General features: G+C 74.1%; 20 protein-coding genes. 6 read left to right on the top strand and 14 right to left on the bottom strand.

The window, feature by feature from the left end:
• Positions 1–38: 38 nt before the first annotated feature.
• From PV343_RS09520 to PV343_RS09505, 4 genes are all read right to left on the bottom strand, one after another.
• A complete protein-coding gene (locus PV343_RS09520) occupies positions 39–1,058 on the bottom strand; it encodes a serine/threonine-protein kinase (RefSeq protein ID WP_319146384.1) in 1,020 nt (339 codons plus the stop codon).
• Entirely contained in the window at positions 1,055–1,657 is a 603-nt protein-coding gene (locus PV343_RS09515) for a hypothetical protein (protein ID WP_319146383.1), read from the bottom strand. Before PV343_RS09515 ends, PV343_RS09520 begins: the two co-directional genes overlap by 4 nt.
• Before the next feature lie 8 nt (positions 1,658–1,665).
• Positions 1,666–4,002: an FHA domain-containing protein gene (locus PV343_RS09510; protein WP_319146382.1), complete on the bottom strand. Its 2,337-nt coding sequence runs from the start codon at positions 4,000–4,002 to the stop codon at positions 1,666–1,668.
• Positions 4,003–4,083: 81 nt separating this feature from the next.
• Complete coding sequence (locus PV343_RS09505) at positions 4,084–4,494, bottom strand: hypothetical protein (RefSeq protein ID WP_319146381.1); 411 nt, start codon at positions 4,492–4,494, stop codon at positions 4,084–4,086.
• Between the two features lie 313 nt (positions 4,495–4,807).
• Here PV343_RS09505 and PV343_RS09500 point away from each other — a divergent pair, with 313 nt between their 5' ends.
• Positions 4,808–5,191, top strand: coding sequence for a nuclear transport factor 2 family protein (locus tag PV343_RS09500; RefSeq protein WP_319146380.1), 384 nt, complete (start codon positions 4,808–4,810; stop codon positions 5,189–5,191).
• A 229-nt stretch (positions 5,192–5,420) separates the two neighbouring features.
• Here PV343_RS09500 and mgrA read toward each other — a convergent pair whose 3' ends face one another.
• Positions 5,421–6,413 carry an L-glyceraldehyde 3-phosphate reductase gene (mgrA, locus tag PV343_RS09495; protein ID WP_319146379.1) on the bottom strand — a complete coding sequence of 331 codons (993 nt, stop codon included), beginning with the start codon at positions 6,411–6,413 and terminating at the stop codon, positions 5,421–5,423.
• 111 nt (positions 6,414–6,524) lie between these two features.
• Between mgrA and PV343_RS09490 the strand changes: the two genes are divergently transcribed.
• Together PV343_RS09490 and PV343_RS09485 are read left to right on the top strand one after the other, a co-directional pair.
• On the top strand, positions 6,525–7,424 hold the full coding sequence (locus tag PV343_RS09490; protein ID WP_319146378.1) for a LysR family transcriptional regulator: 900 nt from the start codon (positions 6,525–6,527) through the stop codon (positions 7,422–7,424).
• A 56-nt stretch (positions 7,425–7,480) separates the two neighbouring features.
• Entirely contained in the window at positions 7,481–7,996 is a 516-nt protein-coding gene (locus tag PV343_RS09485; protein ID WP_319146377.1) for a mycothiol transferase, read from the top strand.
• On the opposite strand, the gene PV343_RS09480 is transcribed toward PV343_RS09485, so the two are convergent.
• From PV343_RS09480 to PV343_RS09450, 7 genes are all read right to left on the bottom strand, one after another.
• Positions 7,978–9,057: an adenosine deaminase gene (locus tag PV343_RS09480; protein WP_319146376.1), complete on the bottom strand. Its 1,080-nt coding sequence runs from the start codon at positions 9,055–9,057 to the stop codon at positions 7,978–7,980. The two genes, PV343_RS09485 and PV343_RS09480, sit on opposite strands and share 19 nt — an antisense overlap.
• A 116-nt stretch (positions 9,058–9,173) precedes the next feature.
• Positions 9,174–9,569 carry a VOC family protein gene (locus PV343_RS09475; RefSeq protein WP_319146375.1) on the bottom strand — a complete coding sequence of 132 codons (396 nt, stop codon included), beginning with the start codon at positions 9,567–9,569 and terminating at the stop codon, positions 9,174–9,176.
• A gap of 99 nt (positions 9,570–9,668) precedes the next feature.
• Positions 9,669–10,595, bottom strand: a complete 927-nt coding sequence (locus tag PV343_RS09470; RefSeq protein WP_319146374.1) for a M56 family metallopeptidase — start codon at positions 10,593–10,595, stop codon at positions 9,669–9,671.
• A complete protein-coding gene (locus PV343_RS09465) occupies positions 10,592–10,966 on the bottom strand; it encodes a BlaI/MecI/CopY family transcriptional regulator (protein ID WP_319146373.1) in 375 nt (124 codons plus the stop codon). The genes PV343_RS09470 and PV343_RS09465 overlap by 4 nt, the downstream gene beginning before the upstream one ends.
• 213 nt (positions 10,967–11,179) lie before the next feature.
• A complete protein-coding gene (locus PV343_RS09460) occupies positions 11,180–12,085 on the bottom strand; it encodes an aldo/keto reductase (protein WP_319146372.1) in 906 nt (301 codons plus the stop codon).
• Between the two features lie 108 nt (positions 12,086–12,193).
• Positions 12,194–13,405, bottom strand: coding sequence for an RNA polymerase sigma factor (locus PV343_RS09455; protein ID WP_319146371.1), 1,212 nt, complete (start codon positions 13,403–13,405; stop codon positions 12,194–12,196).
• Complete coding sequence (locus PV343_RS09450; RefSeq protein WP_319146511.1) at positions 13,405–13,755, bottom strand: YciI family protein; 351 nt, start codon at positions 13,753–13,755, stop codon at positions 13,405–13,407. The genes PV343_RS09455 and PV343_RS09450 overlap by 1 nt, the downstream gene beginning before the upstream one ends.
• A gap of 216 nt (positions 13,756–13,971) precedes the next feature.
• On the opposite strand from PV343_RS09450, the gene PV343_RS09445 reads away from it, so the two are divergent.
• Positions 13,972–15,072 carry an acyl-CoA dehydrogenase family protein gene (locus tag PV343_RS09445; protein ID WP_319146370.1) on the top strand — a complete coding sequence of 367 codons (1,101 nt, stop codon included), beginning with the start codon at positions 13,972–13,974 and terminating at the stop codon, positions 15,070–15,072.
• A 272-nt stretch (positions 15,073–15,344) separates the two neighbouring features.
• Here the strand turns inward: PV343_RS09445 and PV343_RS09440 are convergent, their stop codons facing one another.
• Together PV343_RS09440 and PV343_RS09435 are read right to left on the bottom strand one after the other, a co-directional pair.
• Positions 15,345–15,878 (bottom strand): HXXEE domain-containing protein, encoded by a 534-nt coding sequence (locus tag PV343_RS09440; RefSeq protein WP_319146369.1) that lies wholly within the window; start codon positions 15,876–15,878, stop codon positions 15,345–15,347.
• Between the two features lie 44 nt (positions 15,879–15,922).
• Complete coding sequence (locus PV343_RS09435; RefSeq protein WP_020938223.1) at positions 15,923–16,099, bottom strand: hypothetical protein; 177 nt, start codon at positions 16,097–16,099, stop codon at positions 15,923–15,925.
• Positions 16,100–16,294: 195 nt separating this feature from the next.
• On the opposite strand from PV343_RS09435, the gene PV343_RS09430 reads away from it, so the two are divergent.
• A complete protein-coding gene (locus PV343_RS09430) occupies positions 16,295–17,818 on the top strand; it encodes an SDR family oxidoreductase (RefSeq protein ID WP_319146368.1) in 1,524 nt (507 codons plus the stop codon).
• 105 nt (positions 17,819–17,923) lie between these two features.
• Positions 17,924–19,300, top strand: a complete 1,377-nt coding sequence (locus PV343_RS09425) for a deoxyribodipyrimidine photo-lyase (RefSeq protein ID WP_319146367.1) — start codon at positions 17,924–17,926, stop codon at positions 19,298–19,300.

The raw sequence follows: 19,300 nt of genomic DNA, 5'->3' as shown, positions 1-19,300 counted from the left end.
CGCGTCACGGCCCCGGCCGGCGCCTGGCGGGAGCGCGCCTAGCAGGAGCCCTGGCGGAAGACCGGCCGGGCCCACGGGGGCGGCTGCCGGGGCTGGAGCGGCGCCCTGTGGCCGGCCTCCGTGACCGGGTGACCGCCGGCCGCTTCGCCGACCGGGCCGGCCGCTTCGTCGGCCGTTTCTCCGGCCGGGGCGGCACGCAGGGCGGAGATGAAGTCCAGGCAGGTGTCGTAGCGGGCGTCCGGGCTCTTGGCCAGCGCCCTGGCGAAGACGGCGTCGACGCTCCGGGCGACATCCGGGCGGGTTTCGGTGAGCGGGGGCGGTTCGTCGTACTGGTGGGCCCACAGCAGGGCCATGTCGTCCTCGCGCTGGAAGGGCGGGCGGCCGGCCATGGTCTCGTAGACGACGCAGGCGAGGCCGTAGACGTCGCAGCGGCCGTCGACGGGGCGGCCGGAGATCTGTTCCGGTGCCACGTAGTCGAGGGTGCCGACGAACTGGCCGACGCTGGTGAACCCGGTCAGGGACAGGGACTTCTTGGTCAGCCCGAAGTCGGTGAGGTAGACGTGCTCGGGATGGTCGCTGTCGGTGCCCCGGGCGACCAGCACGTTGCCGGGCTTGACGTCCCGGTGGACCAGGCCGTGCTCGTGGGCCGCGTCGAGCGCGGAGGCCACCTGGGCGGCGATGCGCACGGCCGCGTCGAACGTCAGCGGCCCGCGTTCGTCCAGGAGGTGGCGCAGGTCCCGGCCGGGCACGTACCGCATGGCGATGTAGAGCACGCCGTCCGTCTCGCCGGCCTCGAAGACGGGCACGATGTGCGGGTGGTCGATCGCCGCGGCCACCCGGGACTCGTGGGTGAAGCGCTGCCGGAAGGTGTCGTTGCGGGCGAGTTCGGGGGCCAGCAGCTTGAGCGCGACCGTGCGGTCGAGGCGCAGGTCGCGGGCGCGGTAGACGACGGCCATGCCGCCGCGCCCGACCTCGCTCTCGACCAGGTAGCTCGCCACCTGGCAGCCGATCAGCTCCGAGGGCCGGCCGAAGGAGAGGCCCGCCTGGCGCGCCGTCACAGCTCACCCTTCGGGGCTGCCATCCGGGTGGCGGCGTGCCCGCTGTCCTCGTGCCCGGCGCGCTCGTGCCCTTCGTCCGCGTGACCGGTGCCCCGGTGCGCGGGCGGCCGGTCGGTGGCGTAGGGGGCCATCCGCCGCCCCTCGCCGTACATCCAGCGCCCCTCCTCGTGGTCGTACACCCACACGGCCTCCCCGTCGACCACGATCCCGATCCGCAGTCCCTCCGTCCGGTCCTCGAAGGACTGGCCGTCCAGACCTCCGTCGGCCAGCTCCTCCAGGGCGGACCGGTAGGCGGCCAGGGCCTGTTCGGCGCGGGCCAGCAGGGGGCGCGGGTCGTCCGTGCCGGCCGGCGGGCCGTCGCCCGCGGGCGGGTCCTGGGGCACGGCGACCAGCAGGCGGCCGTCGACCCAGGCGGCCCAGCCGTTGGCGCAGCGGATGTGGCCCCAGTCCCCGAGCCGTTCCACGAGCTCGACCGGCAGCAGCGCGTCGAGGGGCACCGTGGGCCGGCCGGGGTCCGGCGCCTCCCACGCGGGCATGCCGTCCGGCGGGACCACGTGGGTGGGTCGGAACCCGGTGCCCGGCTGCTTCGGTCGCGACATGGCCTCGCCTACTTCCGCATCACGGCGGGTTCGTGCCGACGCAGCAGCCGGGCGACCAGCAGGCCGTAGACCACGCAGAGCACCGGGAGCATGGCGAGGTCGAGCAGCCAGACCCCGGTCGAGTGCCGGAACAGGGGGTCGGCGGTGAGATCCCCGGGCACGAGGCGGGCGAGTCCGACCGTGCTCGCCATGGCGCCGAACGCCCACCGCGAGGGCACCAGCCAGGACAGCTGTTCGAGCACGGGTACGCCGTGCAGCGGGAGCAGGGCGCCGCAGAAGACGACCTGGACGATGGCGAGCAGCACCAGCAGCGGCATCGTCACCTCCTCCTTGCGCACCAGCGCGGAGACCAGCAGGCCGAGCATCATGGCGGTGAAGGACAGCAGGGCGACGGCCAGGGTGATCTCCGCCAGCGGCGGCAGCAGCACGCCGTGGCCGCCGGGGGCGTTGAGGTCCACGCCGAGCAGGGCGACCTGGGTGAGGACGACGGCCTGGACCACCGTGACCGTGCCGAGCACCACGATCTTGGACATGAGGTACGCGCCTCTGGGCAGGCCGACGGCGCGTTCGCGCCGGTAGACGGCGCGTTCCTTGACGAGTTCGCGCACCGCGTTGGCCGCGCCCGTGAGCACGCCGCCGACGCACAGGATGAGGAGCGCGTTCATCGCGGTGTCCTGGGTGAGCCTGCCGCCGGCGAGCGCCCGGTCCATCGCGCCCATCAGGAAGGGCAGGGCGATCATCACGGCGAGGAAGGTGCGGTCGGCGGCGAGGACGGCGGTGTAGCGGCGGACGAGGGTGGCCAGCTGCGCGTGCCGGCTCCGGGGGCGGGGCGGCGGCGCGGGGGCGATGGGTGCCGAGTCCGGGTGGCGGGGCTGGGTGGTGGCCTCGGTGACGTAGTGCCGGTGGAACGGCGAGTCGAGGTACTCCCCCGCCCAGTCCCGGTCCTGGTCGCGGTCGAACGCCTCGAAGGCCTCCGGCCACTGGTCGAAGCCGAAGAAGGCGAGGGCGTCGTCCGGGTGGCCGTAGTAGGCGATCCGGCCGCCGGGCGCGAGGACCAGGAGGCGGTCGCAGACGCCGAGGCTGAGCACGCTGTGGGTGACGACGACGACGGTACGGCCGTCGTCGGCCAGGCCGCGCAGCATGTGCATCACCGAGCGGTCCATCCCGGGGTCGAGGCCGGAGGTCGGCTCGTCCAGGAACAGCAGCGACGGCTTGGTGAGCAGTTCCAGGGCGACGCTGACCCGCTTGCGCTGTCCGCCGGAGAGGCTGTGCACGGGTTGTCCGGCGCGCTGCTCGAGGCCGAGTTCCCGGATCACCTCGTCCACCCGGTCACGCCGTTCGGCCTTCGCCGTGTCCTCGGGGAAGCGCAGCTCGGCCGCGTAGGTCAGGGCGGCGTGGACGGTGAGCTGGGGGTGCAGGATGTCGTCCTGCGGGACGAGGCCGATGCGTCCGCGCAGCTCGGCGTAGTCGTGGTACAGGTCGCGGCCGTCGTACAGGACGGTGCCGTGGTCGGCGGGCCGCTGCCCGGTCAGGGCGTTGAGCAGGGTGGACTTGCCGGAACCGCTGGGGCCGACCACCGCGAGCAGGCACTTCTGCCCCACCGGGAAGGAGACGTGGTCGAGCAGGGTCCTGCTGCCGCCGTCGGCGGTGACCGTGAGGTCCTGCACGTCCAGGGAGACCTCGCCGGTGTCGAGGTACGCGCGCAGTTCGTCGCCGACCAGGCAGTACGTGACGTGCCCGATGCCGATGATGTCGCCGGGGCGGACCGGGGCGCGGTCGACCGGCCGGCCGTTGAGGTAGGTGCCGTTGTGGCTGCCCAGGTCGACGATCTCGCGGCCGCCGTCGGCGTCGGCGCGCAGTTCGGCGTGGTGGCGGGAGACGGTCAGGTCGTCCACGACGAGGTCGTTGGTGTCGGCGCGGCCGATGCGGACGGTGTGCCGGGGCAGCGGCCGTACGCTGCTGGGGCTGCGGAAGGTTCCGGTCAGTTCGGGGTGGGAGACCGCCGAGGGCCGCTCCGTGCTCTCCTCCGGAGCGACCGGGACGAGCCGGGGGCCGTCGTCGGGGTTGCCGAAGCGGATGACGCTGCCGGGGCGGACCTCCCACTCGTTGACGCGCAGGCCGTCGGCGTAGGTGCCGTTGGTGCTCCGGGCGTCCTCGAGCGTCCAGCGGTCGTGGTCGCAGTGCAGGACCGCGTGGTGCCACGAGACGCGGGCATCGTCGAACACGATGTCGCTCAACGGATCGCGCCCCACCTGGTAGTCGTGACCGGGGCTCAGCACCGTGGAACCCGTGTCCGACTCCAGGACGAGGGCGAGCGCCGTCGGGGCGACCCGTCGCTCCGCCATGGCCTGAATTCTACCGATTCACCCTTTTGTTCGCCCGCGCGCTCCGGACGTCACCGCCGTCCGGGCCCTGCGGGGCACGTGTCAGGCGACGGGAACGACGAGGGCGGGGAGGGTGCGCTGCATGCGCAGCGCGTCGACGGACTCGGCGAGCAGTTCGTACTCGGTGGTGTCGTCGCTGGCGGCGACCCGCACCATGCGTCCGCCCGCCAGCTCCTCCGCGACCCGTTCCTGCCCGGCGTCGTCGGCGCACCAGGCGCGCAGCAGCGCGGGGACGTCGGCCACCGTGTCCGCGACCGGGACGAGCGCACCCGCCGGGAAGGCGGGGTCCTGCGGGCTCGGATCGAGCCGCTCGGCGATCCAGGACGCGCGGTCCCGTAACCACCACAGGGCCAGTGCCAGCGTCGGCGCGCGATAGGTGCCGAGCGGTACGCCGATGCGCCGCCCGCCGCACATGCCGTACGCCGTGACATGGCACAGGAATTCGTCGTGCACGATCACTCCCCCGCAGCCTCGCTGGTGTGCCGGCCCGGCCTCGCTTTCCGTGCGTTTGTTGCGCGGTAAAGTGCCTCTGACGTTCGAGTATCGTCTCTCCCGAAACACTGTCACCATGACTTTCCGGCCAGTCTCTTGGCATATTCACCGCCCGTTCTGGCCGAAATGCGCAGGGCATACGGCGCCCCCGTCATTACCCGGCAGGTAATCGACCCGAGGCACGCCGCTCGGGCATGGTGGTCACACCGGATCGGCGAGAGCCCGGATCCGGCTCCTGACCAGCAGTGACGACCTCGATGGAGGCTGATTCGCCATGACCGGGAACATCTACGACTACGACAGCGCCGTCGCCCGTTACCTGGAGGCCTGGAACGCCGGCGAGCCGGAGGCCCTGGCGAAGGCGGTTGCCGCGGCCTGGACCGCGGACGGCAGCTACACCGACCCGCTCGCCGACGTCCGCGGGCACGAGCAGATCGCGGCCGTGATCGCGGGGGCCCACCAGCAGTTCCCGGGATTCTCGTTCCGTCTGCACGGCGCGGTGGACGGGCACCACGACACCGCGCGGTTCGGCTGGGAGCTGGTCAACGAGGCGGACGGTTCGGCGCCGGTGGCCGGGTTCGACGTGATCACCCTGGACGGCGAGGGCCGCATCCGGCAGGTCCTCGGTTTCCTCGACCGGGTGCCCGCCCAGGCGTGAGAACGCCCGTCGCGGCGATCTCAGCCGCTCGCGGTGATCCGGAACGGGAAAGGGTCTCCCGGTCCTCGGGCGAGAACCGGACAAGGGATCACCGCGAGGGACCGGGAGGCCCGGCGGGAAAGCGGGCCGGGAATTCCCGGGGCCCCGCCGAAAAGCCCCCGGAAAAGCGGATGCACAATGTGTTTCCGGCCGCGGTCACCGAATTGCCCGGTGACCGCGGCCGAGGGTTTCAGATCTTGACGATCTCGTCGATCCGCGCCAGTTCCTCCGCGTCGAAGTCCAGGTTGCGGATCGCGCCGACGCTGTCCTCCAGCTGCCGCGGGCCGCTCGCGCCGACCAGGGCGGAGGTCACCCGGCCGCCGCGCAGCACCCAGGCCAGGGCGAGCTGGGCGAGCGTCTGGCCACGGGACCCGGCGATCTCGTTCAGGGCGCGCAGCCGGCCGACCAGGTCCTCGGTCACCGCGTCCGAGTTCAGGAAGGGGCTGTCGCTCGCGGCGCGGGAGTCCTCGGGGATGCCGTCGAGGTAGCGGCCGGTGAGCAGGCCCTGCTCCAGCGGGGAGTAGGCGATGGAGCCGACCTGGAGCTCGTCCAGGGCGTCGAGCAGGCCCTCGTCCTCGGGGCGCCGGTCGAGCATCGAGTAGCGCGGCTGGTGGATGAGGAGCGGGGTGCCGAGCTCCCCGAGGATGCGGGCGGCCTCCCGGGTCTGCTCCGCCGAGTAGTTGGAGACGCCCACGTAGAGTGCCTTGCCCTGCTGCACCGCCGAGTGCAGCGCGCCCATCGTCTCCTCCAGCGGAGTGTCCGGGTCGGGGCGGTGCGAGTAGAAGACGTCGACGTACTCAAGGCCGAGCCGGGCGAGGCTCTGGTCGAGCGAGGACAGCAGGTACTTGCGCGAGCCCCACTCGCCGTACGGGCCGGGCCACATGAGGTAGCCGGCCTTGGTGGAGACGACCAGTTCGTCGCGGTGGGCGGCGAAGTCCGCCTTCAGGGCCTCACCGAGCGCGGCCTCGGCGGCACCGGGCGGCGGGCCGTAGTTGTTGGCGAGGTCGAAGTGGGTGACGCCGAGGTCGAAGGCGCGGCGCAGGATGGCGCGCTGGGTCTCCACGGGCCGGTCGGGCCCGAAGTTGTGCCACAGGCCGAGCGACAGCGCGGGGAGCTTCAGGCCGCTGCGTCCGGTGCGCCGGTAGGGCATGTCGGCGTAGCGGTCGGGGTGTGCGGTGTACAACGCGACTCCAGAGGGGTTGGCACACGATCTACCGGATCCACTGTTCCCCGGGTCGCGTACAGCGGTCCAACAGAAGAATCCGATGGAATTGTGCGGCTAGGCTGCTCAATCATGGAACTGCGCCATCTCCAGCACTTCGTCGCGGTCGCCGAGGACCAGCACTTCACCCGGGCCGCCGAGCGCCTCATGGTGTCCCAGTCAGGGCTGTCCGCCTCCATCCGGGCCCTGGAGCGGGAGCTGCGGGCTCCGCTGTTCGTGCGGACCACCCGGCGGGTGACGCTCACCGAGGCGGGGCGCGCCCTGCTGGTGGAGGCCGAACGGATCCTGGCACAGGTGCGCTCGGCGCACGAGGCGGTGGCGGCGGTACAGGGCGTGCTGCGCGGCACGCTGGCGCTGGGGACCGAGCAGTGCATCGCCGGAGTCCACGTGGCACGGCTGCTCGCGGGTTTCCGGCGGCGGCATCCGGACGTGGAGATCCGGCTGCGGCAGGCGGGCTCGGGAGCGCTGGCCGAGGAGGTGGCGGTTGGGCGGCTCGACCTGGCCTTCGCCTACCGCACCCAGGCGGACAGCGACCAGCTGCGCTCGGTGTCGCTGGCCGGCGAGCCGCCGACCGTCCTGTGCCATCCCAGCCACCGGCTCGCCGCGGCGGGCGCGGTGCTCACGCCGGACGACCTCGCCGGTGAGGTCTTCGTGGACTTCCACCCGGACTGGGGACCGCGCCGCGCCACGGACGCCGCCTTCGCCGCGGCGGGCGTCCGGCGCACGGTCGCGCTGGAGGTCAACGACGTGCACAGCCTGCTGGACCTGGTCGACGAGAACCTCGGCATCGCCGTCGTGCCCCGGCACTTCCGGCACAAGCGGCCCTCGCTCACGGCGCTCCCGATGAAGGACGCGGGCGAGCCGCAGTACGAGACGGTGGCCCTGCTGCCGCCGGACGGCGCCACCAGCCCCGCGGCCCGCGCACTGGTCGCCCTCCTGGAGCCGGGCGACCCGGAAGCACCCTGCGAGTGATTCCGGGCCCGCCGATTCCGGACGCACGAGCGCGTGCGATGCGCGATGGTGGACGCATGCATGCGAAGGACATCCTCATCGACGGCTTCGGCCGCATCCAGGAAGAAGTCCATGCCGCCCTCGACGGCCTCGGACCGGACGAGCTGCACTCCCGCCCGGCACCCGACGCCAACTCCCTCGCCTGGCTCGTCTGGCACCTCACCCGGGTGCAGGACGACCATGTCGCCGCCGCCTTCGACCTCGACCAGGTGTGGCACTCACAGGGCTGGGACAAACGTTTCGGCCTCGACCTGCCGCACGACGACACCGGGTACGGGCACAGTCCCGCCAAGGTCGCGAAGGTGCGGGTCGACTCCGCCGACCTGCTCACCGGCTACCACGACGCCGTGCACGAGCAGACGCTGGGCGCCCTGCGCGCGCTCGCCGCGAAGGACCTCGAACGGGTCGTCGACGAGCGCTGGGACCCGCCGGTCACCCTGGGGGTGCGCCTGGTGAGCGTCCTGTCCGACGACCTTCAGCACATCGGACAGGCCGCCTACCTGCGGGGGCTGGTTCAGAGCGCGGCCGCGTAGGCCGGCAGGACCACGTCCTCGATGAGGGCGTTGCGCTCGTCGAACGGGATGAACGCGCTCTTGAGGGCGTTCACCGTGACCGTGCGCAGGTCCTCGATCCCCCAGCCCGCCTCCTCGACCAGCAGGGACATCTCCCGGGTCATCGTCGTGCCGGAGACCAGACGGTTGTCGGTGTTGAGGGTGACCCGGAAGCCCAGGTCCTTCAGCGCGGTGATGGGGTGCTCGGCGATCGAGGTGGCGCAGCCCGTCTGCAGGTTGGACGTCGGGCACATCTCCAGGGCGATGCGGCGGTCGCGCACCCACCCGGCCAGCCGGCCGAGCTTGCCGGCGGCGAGGTCCGGGATGTCCTCGGTGATGCGCACGCCGTGGCCGATGCGCTGGGCCCCGCACACCTGGAGGGCCTGGTGGATGCTGGGCACGCCGTGCGCCTCGCCGGCGTGGATGGTGAAGGGCACGTTCTCGCGGCGCAGGTGCTCGAAGGCGGCCAGGTGGTCGGCGGGCGGGAAGCCGTCCTCGGCACCGGCGATGTCGAAGCCGACGACACCGGCGTCACGGTAGGCGACGGCCAGGTCGGCGGCCTCGCGGACCCGGTCGAACATGCGCATGCCGCAGAGCAGGGTGCCGACGCGGACGGGGGTCCCGGCGGCGGCCGCCTTGGCCATGCCGGCGGCGAGGCCCTCCTGGACGGTCTCCACGACCTCGCTCAGCGACAGCCCGCCCCGGGTGTTCAGCTCGGGGGCGTAGCGCACCTCGGCGTAGACGACACCGTCCGCGGCCAGGTCGAGCACGTACTCCTCGGCTACCCGCAGCAGGCCCTCGCGGTTCTGCATCACGGCGAGGGTGTGCTCGAAGGTGGCTATGTAGCGGACCAGGTCGCCGGAGTTGGCGGCCTCGTAGTACCAGGCGGCCAGCTCGTCGGGGTCCGTGGTCGGCAGGGTGTGGCCGACCGCGGCGGCGAGCTCGACCACGGTGGCGGGGCGCAGGCCGCCGTCGAGGTGGTCGTGCAGGACGGCCTTGGGCAGGCGGCGGATCACGTCGGCGTCTACGCGCGTAGCGTTCATAGTGCGTCTTTCCTTGGGCGAGCGGTTCCGAGAGGCAGGGGGCGTACGCGGGTCCCGGGGGCGGAGCGTGCGGCGCGGGAGCGGCGTGCGGTGATGCGGTGGTACGGCGGTGCGGGTTATCCGTCGGCGGGCTGGAGCAGGTCCCAGCGGTTGCCGTAGAGGTCCTGGAAGACGGCGACGCTGCCGTAAGGCTCGTGGCGCGGCTCCTCCAGGAAGGTCACGCCGGCGGCGGTCATCCGGGCGTGGTCGCGGGCGAAGTCGTCGGTGTGCAGGAAGAAGCCGACCCGGCCACCGGTCTGGTCGCCGATCCGGGCGCGCTGCTCCTCGCTCTTGGCCCGGGCGAGCAGCAGGCCGGTGCCGGCCCCTTCGGTACCGGGCTCGACGACCACCCAGCGGGAGCCGTCCGGGCGGGGCGCGTCCTCGGCCAGCCGGAATCCGAGCGCGTCGGTGTAGAAGCGGATGGCCTCGTCGTAGTCGTCCACGACGAGGGTGACCAGGGCAACGCGTCGCATCGGGACCTTCCGGTGGGGGTGGTTAGCCGGAGAGGTTATACGTAAAACCCAGAGGGCGCCAGTCGCTCCGGCGGCGGAGCGGGCGGAGGACGGGGAAGGTCAGGGCCGCTCGCCCTGGGCGACCTCGACCCGGTGGTGGACGTCGGCCATCCCGGTCACCGAGGCGACGCAGGAGACGGCGGCACAGGCGAGCAGGAGGGCGGCGACCCGGCGGCCGGCGCGGCCTCGCGGCCGGGGGGCGGACAGCAGGGCCTGGACACGGCGCGGGACCGGGCCCGTGGTCGCGGCGGCGGCGAAGCCGGGGCGCTCCGAGTGGACGGCCTGGGCGGCCAGGGCGGCGCGGGCGATGGCGCGGGCGGTCAGCCGCCGGTCGCCGACCGAGACCGCCGCGACCTCGTCGGCCGCCCGCTCGGCGGCGAGCCGGACGGTGTCGCGGACCTGCCGCAGGGCGGGGTGGCAGTGCGCCGCGACCTCGGCGGCGGCGAGGAAATAGTGGTGGCCGCCCGCGTTGTGCGCCCGCTCGTGCGCGAACAGCGCCTCGCGCTCGGCGCCGTCGAGACTGCGCAGCATGGCGGTGGTGACGACGATGCGGTGCGGGCGGCCGGGCAGCGCGTAGGCGTCCGGGCGGGACGACTCGACGACGCACAGGTCGCCGGCGCGCGGACCGCGCCCGGCCTCCGAGCGGGCGGCCCGGAAGGCGCGGGTCTGGCGCAGCACCGAGCGGACGAGTGTCCAGCCGCACACGGCGAGGGCGCCCACGGAGGTGGCGGCGGCCGGGAGGACGACGAGGTCCGAGGCGGTGTGCAGCGGGTGGACGAGTTCGCCGAGGGCGGCGAACACCGGCAGCTTGAGCAGGCCGGTCAGCACGAAGGCGCCGAGCGCGGCCAGCGAGCAGCCGGCGAGGACGACCGCGCACCCGGTGACCGCCCACAGCGCGGCGACGGGCGCGAGCCGGTCCGCGGCCCGCCGGGCGAGCGCCGGGAGGGCGAACGGCAGCAGCAGGGGCAGCAGGAGCAGCGCGGTCATCGGTCGTCGTCGGATTCGAGCAGGTCGCGCAGGATGCGCTCGTCGTCCGCGCTGAGCTGGGCGACGAAGCGGGCGAGGACCGTCTCGCGGTCGCTGTCCCGGTTCAGCTCGCTGTGCATGCGGCGGGCGGTGAGGCCGTGGGCGTCCTGGAGCGGGATGTAGGCGTAGCCGCGGCCCTGGCGGCGCCGCTCGACCATGCCCTTGTCGTGCAGGCGGGTGAGGATCGTGGTCACCGTCGTCCGGGCGAGGTCCGCGCCCAGGGTGAGCTGCACCTGGCCCGGCGTCTGGGGAGCGCCGGCGGCCCAGAGCGCGGCCATGACACTCGCTTCGAGCTCGCCGGCCGGCCGGCGTTCGTCCTTGGCGTCGGTCATGGGAACGTCCCTCACCCGTCCTCGTGCGCGGCCCGGAGGGCCTTCCGTGCGCTCACAGTCGGCCGTCTACATGAGTGTAGTCAACCTGGCGCCCGTCGTACCGGCGTGCGCCCCGTCCATTATGGGAGGGAACGGATGACCGGGACACGGGCGGGCGGTGCCCCGGCGGTTACGGCCGTCAGCCGGCCGTGGTGTGCAGCGCGTCGAGCGGTGTCAGCCGGCCGTGGTGTGCAGCGCGTCGAGCCGGTCCAGTTCCTCCCGGGTCAGCCGCAGGGCGCCGGCGGCGACGTTCTCGGCGAGGTGGTCGGGGTTGCCGGTGCCGGGGATGGCGAGCACGTGGGGGCCCTGGTGCAGGGTCCAGGCGACGCGGACCTGGGTGGGGCTCACCCCGTGCGCGCGGGCGACGGCCAGCACCTCGTCGTCGTGGGCGGTGTCCGCCCGGCGCGGTCCGGCCTCGCCGGCGACGGCGTAGAAGGGCACGAACGCGATGCCACGCTCCCCGCAGATGCGCAGCACCTCGTCGTCGACGGGGTCGGGGCGGTCGATGGCGTACCGGTTCTGCACGCACACCACCGGGGCTATCTCCAGCGCCTCGGCGAGGTGGCGGGGCTGCACGCCGGAGACGCCGAGGTGCCGGATCAGGCCGGCCTCCCGCAGCTCGGCGAGGGCGCCGAAGTGCTCGGCGATGGAGTCCTGCTGCTGGCGGCGGAAGTTGACCACGTCGAGGTGGTCCCGGCCGAGCTGGCGCAGGTTCTCCTCGACGTGCCCGCGCAGCTGGTCGGGGCGGGCCGCGGGGCCCCACTCGCCGTAGTAGTCCCGGAAGGGGCCGACCTTGGTGGCGATGACCAGGTCGTCGGGGTACGGGGCGAGCGCGGAGTTGATCAGTTCGTTGGCGGAGCGCAGCGAGGAGAAGTAGAAGGCGGCGGTGTCGATGTGGTTCACGCCGAGTTCCACGGCCCTGCGCAGGACGGCGATCGAGCGCTCGCGGTCGCTGGGAGTGCCCAGGTGGAAGGCGGCGTCGCCGGTCAGCCGCATGGCACCGAAGCCGATGCGGTGGACGGGCAGGTCGCCGAGTACGAAGGTGCCGGAGGCGGCCGCGTTGATCGTCTCAGTGGTCATCGGCGGAGTCTGACACATCCCTTGCGCAGCAATGGAGTTCGCGGCCCCGGCCGGCCGCCACGCGAGGGACGACCGCGCCGGGGACAACCGGGCGACGGCCGGACGGGGTCACGTCGCATCGAGGTGGAGCTCCCCGAGGCGCCGGCGCAGATACGCCCGCTCCGCCTCGCCGTCGGCCAATTCGATCGCGGCCCGGTACTCCCCCTCCGCCTCGGCGGGCCGGTCGAGGCGGCGCAGCAGGTCGGCCCGGACCGCGTGCAGGACGTGATAGCGGCCAAGGGTGCCGGGGGTGAGGGAGTCGACCAGCTCCAGCGCCTCGGCTGGGCCCTCGACCTCGGCCACCGCGACGGCACGGTTGAGCGCGACGACCGGCGAGGGCGCCACGGCCGTCAACTGGTCGTACAGGCGCAGGATCTGCCCCCAGTCGGTGGCGCCCGCGGTTCCGGCGTCGCTGTGCACCGCGTTGACGGCGGCCTGGATCTGGTACGGCCCCGGGCGGCCCCGGCGCAGACAGCGGCGGACCAGGTCCTGGCCCTCGGCGATCAGCTCACGGTCCCACCGGGCGCGGTCCTGCTCGGGCAGGGGCACCAGGGCGCCGTCCGCGTCCCGCCGGGCCGGGCGGCGCGCGTCGATCAGCAGCATCAGGGCCAGCAGACCGGTGACCTCGGGTTCGTCCGGCATCAGCGCGGCGAGCAGCCGGCCGAGCCGCAGCGCCTCCGCGCACAGGGTGGGATCGCCGGTGTAGCCCTCGTTGAAGACGAGGTAGACGACGGCGAGGACGCCGCCGAGCCGGTCGGGCAGGTCGGCGTCGCGCGGCACGCGGTACGGGATGCCCGCGTCGCGGATCTTGGCCTTGGCCCGCACCAGCCGCTGGGCCAGGGTCGGCTCGGGGACCAGGAAGGCGCGGGCGATCCGGGCGGTGCTCAGCCCGCCGACCAGGCGCAGGGTGAGGGCCACCCGGGCCGCGGGGGCGAGGGCGGGGTGGCAGCAGGTGAAGATCAGACGGAGCCGTTCGTCGCGCACGGGGCCCTCCTCGCGCGGTGCGTCGGGCGCGTACAGCAGGGCGGCCTCGGCGTGCCGGGCCTGTCGGGAGGACTCGCGGCGCAGCCGGTCGACCGCCCGGTTGCGGGCGGTGGTGATGATCCAGCCGGCCGGGCTCGGCGGCACGCCCGCCTCCGGCCAGGTGCGCACGGCGACGGCGAAGGCGTCCTGCACCGCCTCCTCGGCGAGGTCGATGTCGCCGAGGAAGCGGACGAGGACGGACACGGCGCGCCCGTACTCGGCCCGGAAGACGGCCTCGACGCCGGGCGCCGGGGTCATCAGTGCTGGTCCACGAACGGCCGCACCTCGATGGGCAGGGTGGTCGCGAGGGCTGCCTTGCGGCCCCACTCCAGCGCCTCGTCCAGGTCGGCGGCCCGGATCAGGCAGAGCCCGCCCAGGTACTCCTTGCCCTCGGCGTAGGGGCCGTCGGTGATCAGGACGTCGCCGCCCTCGGGCCGGAGCATGGTGGCGGTCTCCGGGGCGTGCAGTCCGCCGGCGAAGACCCAGGCCCCGGCCGCGCGCAGCTCGTCGTTGAAGGCCTCGACGTCCCGCATGATCCCGGCGAGCACGTCGGGGGCCGGCGGCTGTCCGTCGGCGGGCTGGACCACACTGAGCAGGTAGTGCTTCATGACGTCCTCCTCGGCGTCCTGCCGGGTGTCCTCCGGCCCCGGGAGCTGGGGTCTGTCGTGCCCGGCGGTGTCTGTCACCTCCTACACGAACGGCGGGGGCCCGGATCGACACCGGGCCGGGCGGACGCGTGAAAAAGTCTCCTCCGGTCGCTCGAGGAAGGGGCGGCGGGGCTTCGGAAAGTCCCCCCGGCGGGGGTCTTCGGAAGAATCCTGTTCATGACCGACACCGCGCATCCGCTCGTCCGCACCGCACACCGGCTGGCCGACGGTCTGCTCCTGCCCGAGGCCGAGCGGGTGGACCGGGAGGGCATGCCCCGCGGTCACGTCGAGGCGGTGAAGCGGTCGGGGCTGCTCGGGGTGGTCGCGCCGGTCGCGTACGGCGGCTCGGGGGCGCCGCCGGCCGTGCTGCGGGAGACCGCGGAGATCCTGGCCGGGGCCTGCTGCTCGACCTGGTTCGTGCAGACGCAGCATCACACGCCCGTGCAGACCCTGGCACAGAGCGAGGGCCCGGTGCGGGAACGTCTGCTGGGGCCGTTGTCGCGGGGCGAGCTGCTGTCCGGGGTGGCCTACGCGCACCTGCGGGCGTATCCACGCGTCCCCGTGCGGGTGCGGCGCGAGGGCGACGACCTGGGGTTCGACGGGACCGTCCCCTGGTACACCGGCTGGGGGCTGAACGACGTGATGCTGCTCGCGGGGGTCAGCGAGGCGGGAGAGGCGGTGTTCGCCTTCGTCGAGGCGCGCGACCAGCCGGGGCTGCGGGCGTCACGGCCCCTGCGGCTCGCGGCACTCACCGCCGCATCCACGGTGTCGCTCGAACTGGACGGCCTGCGGGTGCCGGAGGAGGCGGTGGCCCTGCGGACGCCGTACGAGCGGTGGGCGCCCGGGGACCGGGCCCGCACGCTCAACGCCAACCCGGCCGTCTTCGGTGTCGCGCGGGCGGCGCTCTCCCTGCTGGACGAGGAGTTCGCCGGGCCGCTGGCCGCCCGCCTCACCGACGTCCGGCGCCGGGCCTACGCCCTGGCCGACCAGCCGGCGCCGCTGGAGTGGGTCGCGGAGCGGCTGGCGGTACGGGCGGAGGCGTACGAGGTGCTGGGCGCCGCCACCACGGCGGCGGTGACGGCGGGCGGCGGGCGCGCGATGTCGCTGACCAGCCGCCCTCAGCGCCTGGCCCGCGAGGGCCTGTTCCTCCTGGTGCAGGGCCAGACGACGGAAACCCGCCGGGCCCACCTGCGCGCCCTGACCGCGGAGCGGGGCCGCTCCGCGGATGGGGTGGGGGCAACGAACCAGCCCGGGACCACGGACCCGGCGGAACCGTAGAGCCGCCACCGGGGCAGCGCGGCCGGCGGAGGCGACCGTGCTCGGAGCATGAGCCCTGCCGAGCCGTGGAGCCCGCCCCCAGGCAGCGAGGCCGGCCGGGTCAGCAGGGCTGCCGGAGACGGCCGGCCCCGCGAGCACCCACCCGGCGCAGCCGTGAAGCGGGCCCAGGGGCAGCGAGACCCGCAGCGTCGACAGGGCTGCCTGAGACGGCCGGCCCGAGGGAACAAGCCCGGCGGAGCCGTGGAGAGGCCCCGGGCAGCGAGCCCAGGGGGTCAGCGTGACCGTTGGAGGCTGCGGGCCAGGGCGTGGGTGCCTGTCGCCGCTGCTGTCGCGAAGGCCAGGGCGAGGGCCAGGTCGCGGGGGCGGGTGGGGCGCAGGACGCCGGCGCGGCGCAGGCGGGCACGGGCCCACAGGGTGAAGGGGATGACCACGAGCGGGCTGGTCACGGAGCCGGGTGTGTAGCCGCGGAGCACGGCCGCCTGCGCCAGATGGACCACTCCGTGCAGGCCGAAGGCGTCGAGCGCGGTCTGGTAGACGGCGGAGCGGCCGCCGGTGCGGTGCCCGTCGGCCGCGGCCGCCGCGACCACGGCGGCCATCGCGGCGACGGCCGTCGTGAACTCACGGGCGTCCACCGACCCCACCTGCCGCCACACGGCCTCCGGCACCCGGGGGAACCTCTCGCGCAGCTCCGGGAGCCGCGTGCGCACCCAGCGGGGCACCGTGGCCAGTTCCTCGGAGTCGTGCACGGCCCAGGCGGCCAGCAGACCGAAGGTCACCGACGCGTCCACCGCTGCTTCTCTCTTCATGAAACCGCAGTCTGGCAAACGCAGTTGGGCGACGCGCGGGCGGGTCAGGCGCGGCTGTCGTCCTCCGGGCCCTCCACCACGACGAGGAACGCGTCCGACTGCAGATCCATCACCACGGTCGCCGCCTCCCCCTCGGCGCGGCGCGCTGCCGCGAACTCCTCCGCGGGCCACGAACCTCGCGGGGCCCCGGCGGGGAACCGCTCCAACACCTTCGCACTCATGACGGCCGGTCACCTCCAACGCGGACGGTCGCACGGAATGTACGTCCTGTACCGGAGCGGCTGCCCCGGATCGCTGCGGACATGTCACCCGACCGGGTACGGACGGCGCGAGCCGCATCCGCCGGCCGCCCGCCGCGGGAAGTGACCGGAAGGGGGACCGGAACGCAGGGACCGGCGACGCGGAGGACATCGGTGATGGACGACGACGAGCGGGCTGCGGGTCCGCGCTGCCTGGTGACGGGCGCCACGGGCTACATCGGCGGACGGCTCGTGCCCGAACTGCTCGCCGCCGGATACCGCGTGCGCTGTCTGGCCCGCTCCCCCGGCAAACTGCGTGACGTCCCCTGGGCGGCCGAGGTCGAGGTGGCGCGCGGCGACGTCACCGACGCCGCGGCGGTCGGCGAGGCGATGCGGGACGTCGACGTGGCGTACTACCTGGTGCACGCCCTCGGCAGCGGCGACGGCTTCGAGGAGACGGACCGCCGCGCGGCCCGGATCTTCGGGGAGCGGGCGAAAGCGGCCGGGGTGCGCCGCATCGTCTACCTGGGCGGCCTCACCCCCGCCGGCGTGCCCGACCATGCCCTGTCCCCGCACCTGAGGTCCCGCTCCGAGGTGGGCCGGATCCTGCTGGCGTCCGGGGTGCCCACCGCCGTGCTGCGGGCCGCCGTCATCATCGGCTCGGGCTCGGCCTCCTTCGAGATGCTGCGCTACCTCACCGAGCGGCTGCCGGTGATGATCACCCCGAGCTGGGTGCGCACCCGGATCCAGCCCATCGCCGTCCGGGACGTCCTGCGCCTGCTGAGCGGCTGCGCCCGCCTGCCGGACGACGTCAACCGTGCCTTCGACATCGGCGGTCCCGACGTGCTGACGTACCGGGACATGATGATGCGGTACGCGCGCGTGGCGGAACTGCCCCGGCGGGTCATCGTGCCCGTGCCGGTCCTCACCCCACGGCTGTCCAGCCTCTGGGTCGGCCTGGTCACGCCCGTCCCCGCGTCCATCGCCCGGCCGCTGACCGAGTCGCTGCGGCACGAGGTCGTCTGCCAGGAGCACGACATCGCCCGGTACGTCCCCGATCCGCCGGGGCATCCGCTGGGCTTCGACTTCGCGGTCCGGCTGGCCCTGCGCCGGGTGCGGGACGCGAAGGTGGACACGCGCTGGTCGACCGCCTCGGTGCCCGGCGCCCCGAGCGATCCGCTGCCGACCGACCCCGACTGGGCGGGCGGCAGCCTGTGCACCGACCACCGCGAGGCCATGGTGGACGCGTCGGTGGGGGAGCTGTGGCGAGTGATCGAGGGCGTGGGCGGCGAGAACGGCTGGTACTCCTTCCCGCTCGCCTGGAACCTGCGCGGTCTGCTGGACCGGCTGGCCGGCGGGGTCGGGCTGCGCCGGGGCCGCCGGGACGCGCAGCGGCTGCGGGTCGGCGACTCGCTGGACTTCTGGCGGGTGGAGGAGATCGAGCCCGGGCACCTGCTGCGGCTGCGCGCCGAGATGCGGCTGCCGGGCCTCGCCTGGCTGGAGATGTGTGCCGAGCCGGCCGGGCCGGGCCGCAGCCGCTACCGCCAGCGCGCGCTGTTCCATCCGCGCGGGCTGCTCGGCCAGGCCTACTGGTGGGGCATCTCCCCCTTCCACGCCGTCGTGTTCGGCGGCATGGCCCGCAACATCGCGCGGGCGGCGGCCCGGCCGGCCCCGGCCGGGCCGCGGTCGCCCGGCCGGTGACGCGTCCCGGGCGAATGAAGTGGACCGGGCGGTCCGACGCGCATCCGCCCGGCCCCGCGGGCCGGAAGAGGTCCGCGTCCGCACCGATCCCCCCGGAGCCGCACCATGTACGTCTCGGTCGTCCTGTTCACCGCCGATCTGCGCCTGCACGACCATCCGCCGCTGCGGGCGGCGCTGCAGGGCGGCCGGCAGGTGGTCCCGCTCTTCGTGCACGACCGTGGTGTGGCGGACGCGGGGTTCGCGGTGCCGAACCGGATGGCGTTCCTCGCCGACTGCCTGCGTGACCTGGACGACGAGCTGCGCGAGCGGGGCGGGCGGCTCGTGGTGCGCTCGGGCGACGTGGTCGAGGAGGTGTGCAGGGTGGCCGCGGAGGCCGACGCCGACGAAGTGCATCTCGCGGCGGACGTGAGCGCCTATGCCCAGCGACGCGAACGGCGGCTGCGCCGGGCCTTGGAGGCGGAGGGACGGCGGGTGCACTTCCACGACACGGTGACCACGGCGGTGGCGCCCGGTGCGGTGACCCCGACCTCGTCGGACCACTTCGCCGTGTTCACGCCGTACTTCCGGCACTGGTCCACCCAGCGGCTGCGGGACGCCCTCGGCGTGCCCCGGACGATCCGCGTGCCCGAGGGCATCGGCTCCGAGGAACTGCCGTCCCGCGCCGCCGTGCCGGGGGTGTCCCCCGGGCTGGCGACCGGCGGCGAGCGCGAGGCGAGGCGGCGGCTGACCGCCTGGCTGCGCTCGGGTGCGGACGCCTACGAGGAGGGGCGCGACGACCTGGGCGACGACGCGACCTCCCGGCTCTCCCCGCACCTGCACTTCGGCACCTTGTCCCCCGTCGAGGTGGTCCAGCGGGCCGGCGCGGCCGACAACCCGGGCGCGCGGGCGTTCGTACGGCAGCTGGCCTGGCGGGACTTCCACCGCCAGCTGCTGGCGGCGCGGCCCGGGGCGTCCACCGCCGACTACCGCACCAAGCGCGACCGCTGGCGGTCGGAGCGGACCGCCCGCGCGGACATCGAGGCGTGGCGGGAGGGCCGTACCGGCTATCCGGTGGTCGACGCGGCGATGCGCCAGCTGCGGCACGAGGGGTGGATGCACAACCGCGGCCGCCTGCTGACGGCGAGCTTCCTGACCAAGACGCTGTACGTCGACTGGCGGGTGGGCGCCCGGCACTTCCTGGACCTGCTGGTCGACGGGGACGTGGCCAACAACCAGCTCAACTGGCAGTGGGTGGCCGGGACGGGCACGGACACCCGGCCCAACCGCGTCCTCAATCCGGTCACCCAGGCCAAGCGGTACGACCCCGCCGGCGCCTACGTACGGCGCTGGGTGCCCGAACTGCGGGACGTCCAGGGCGGCGCGATCCACGAGCCCTGGAAACTCCAGGGGCTGGAACGCGCTGCCGCCGGCGACTACCCCGAACCGCTCATCACCCTCTCCGACGGACTGGCCCGCTTCCGCCAGGCACGCGGCAAGGAGTGA

Origin of the sequence: Streptomyces sp. WI03-4A (genome assembly GCF_033792105.1) — a bacterium.
Classification (GTDB): Bacteria; Actinomycetota; Actinomycetes; order Streptomycetales; family Streptomycetaceae; genus Streptomyces; species Streptomyces collinus_A.
Note: the sequence above shows the minus strand (reverse complement) of the source record. Positions and strands in the feature narration are given on the sequence as shown.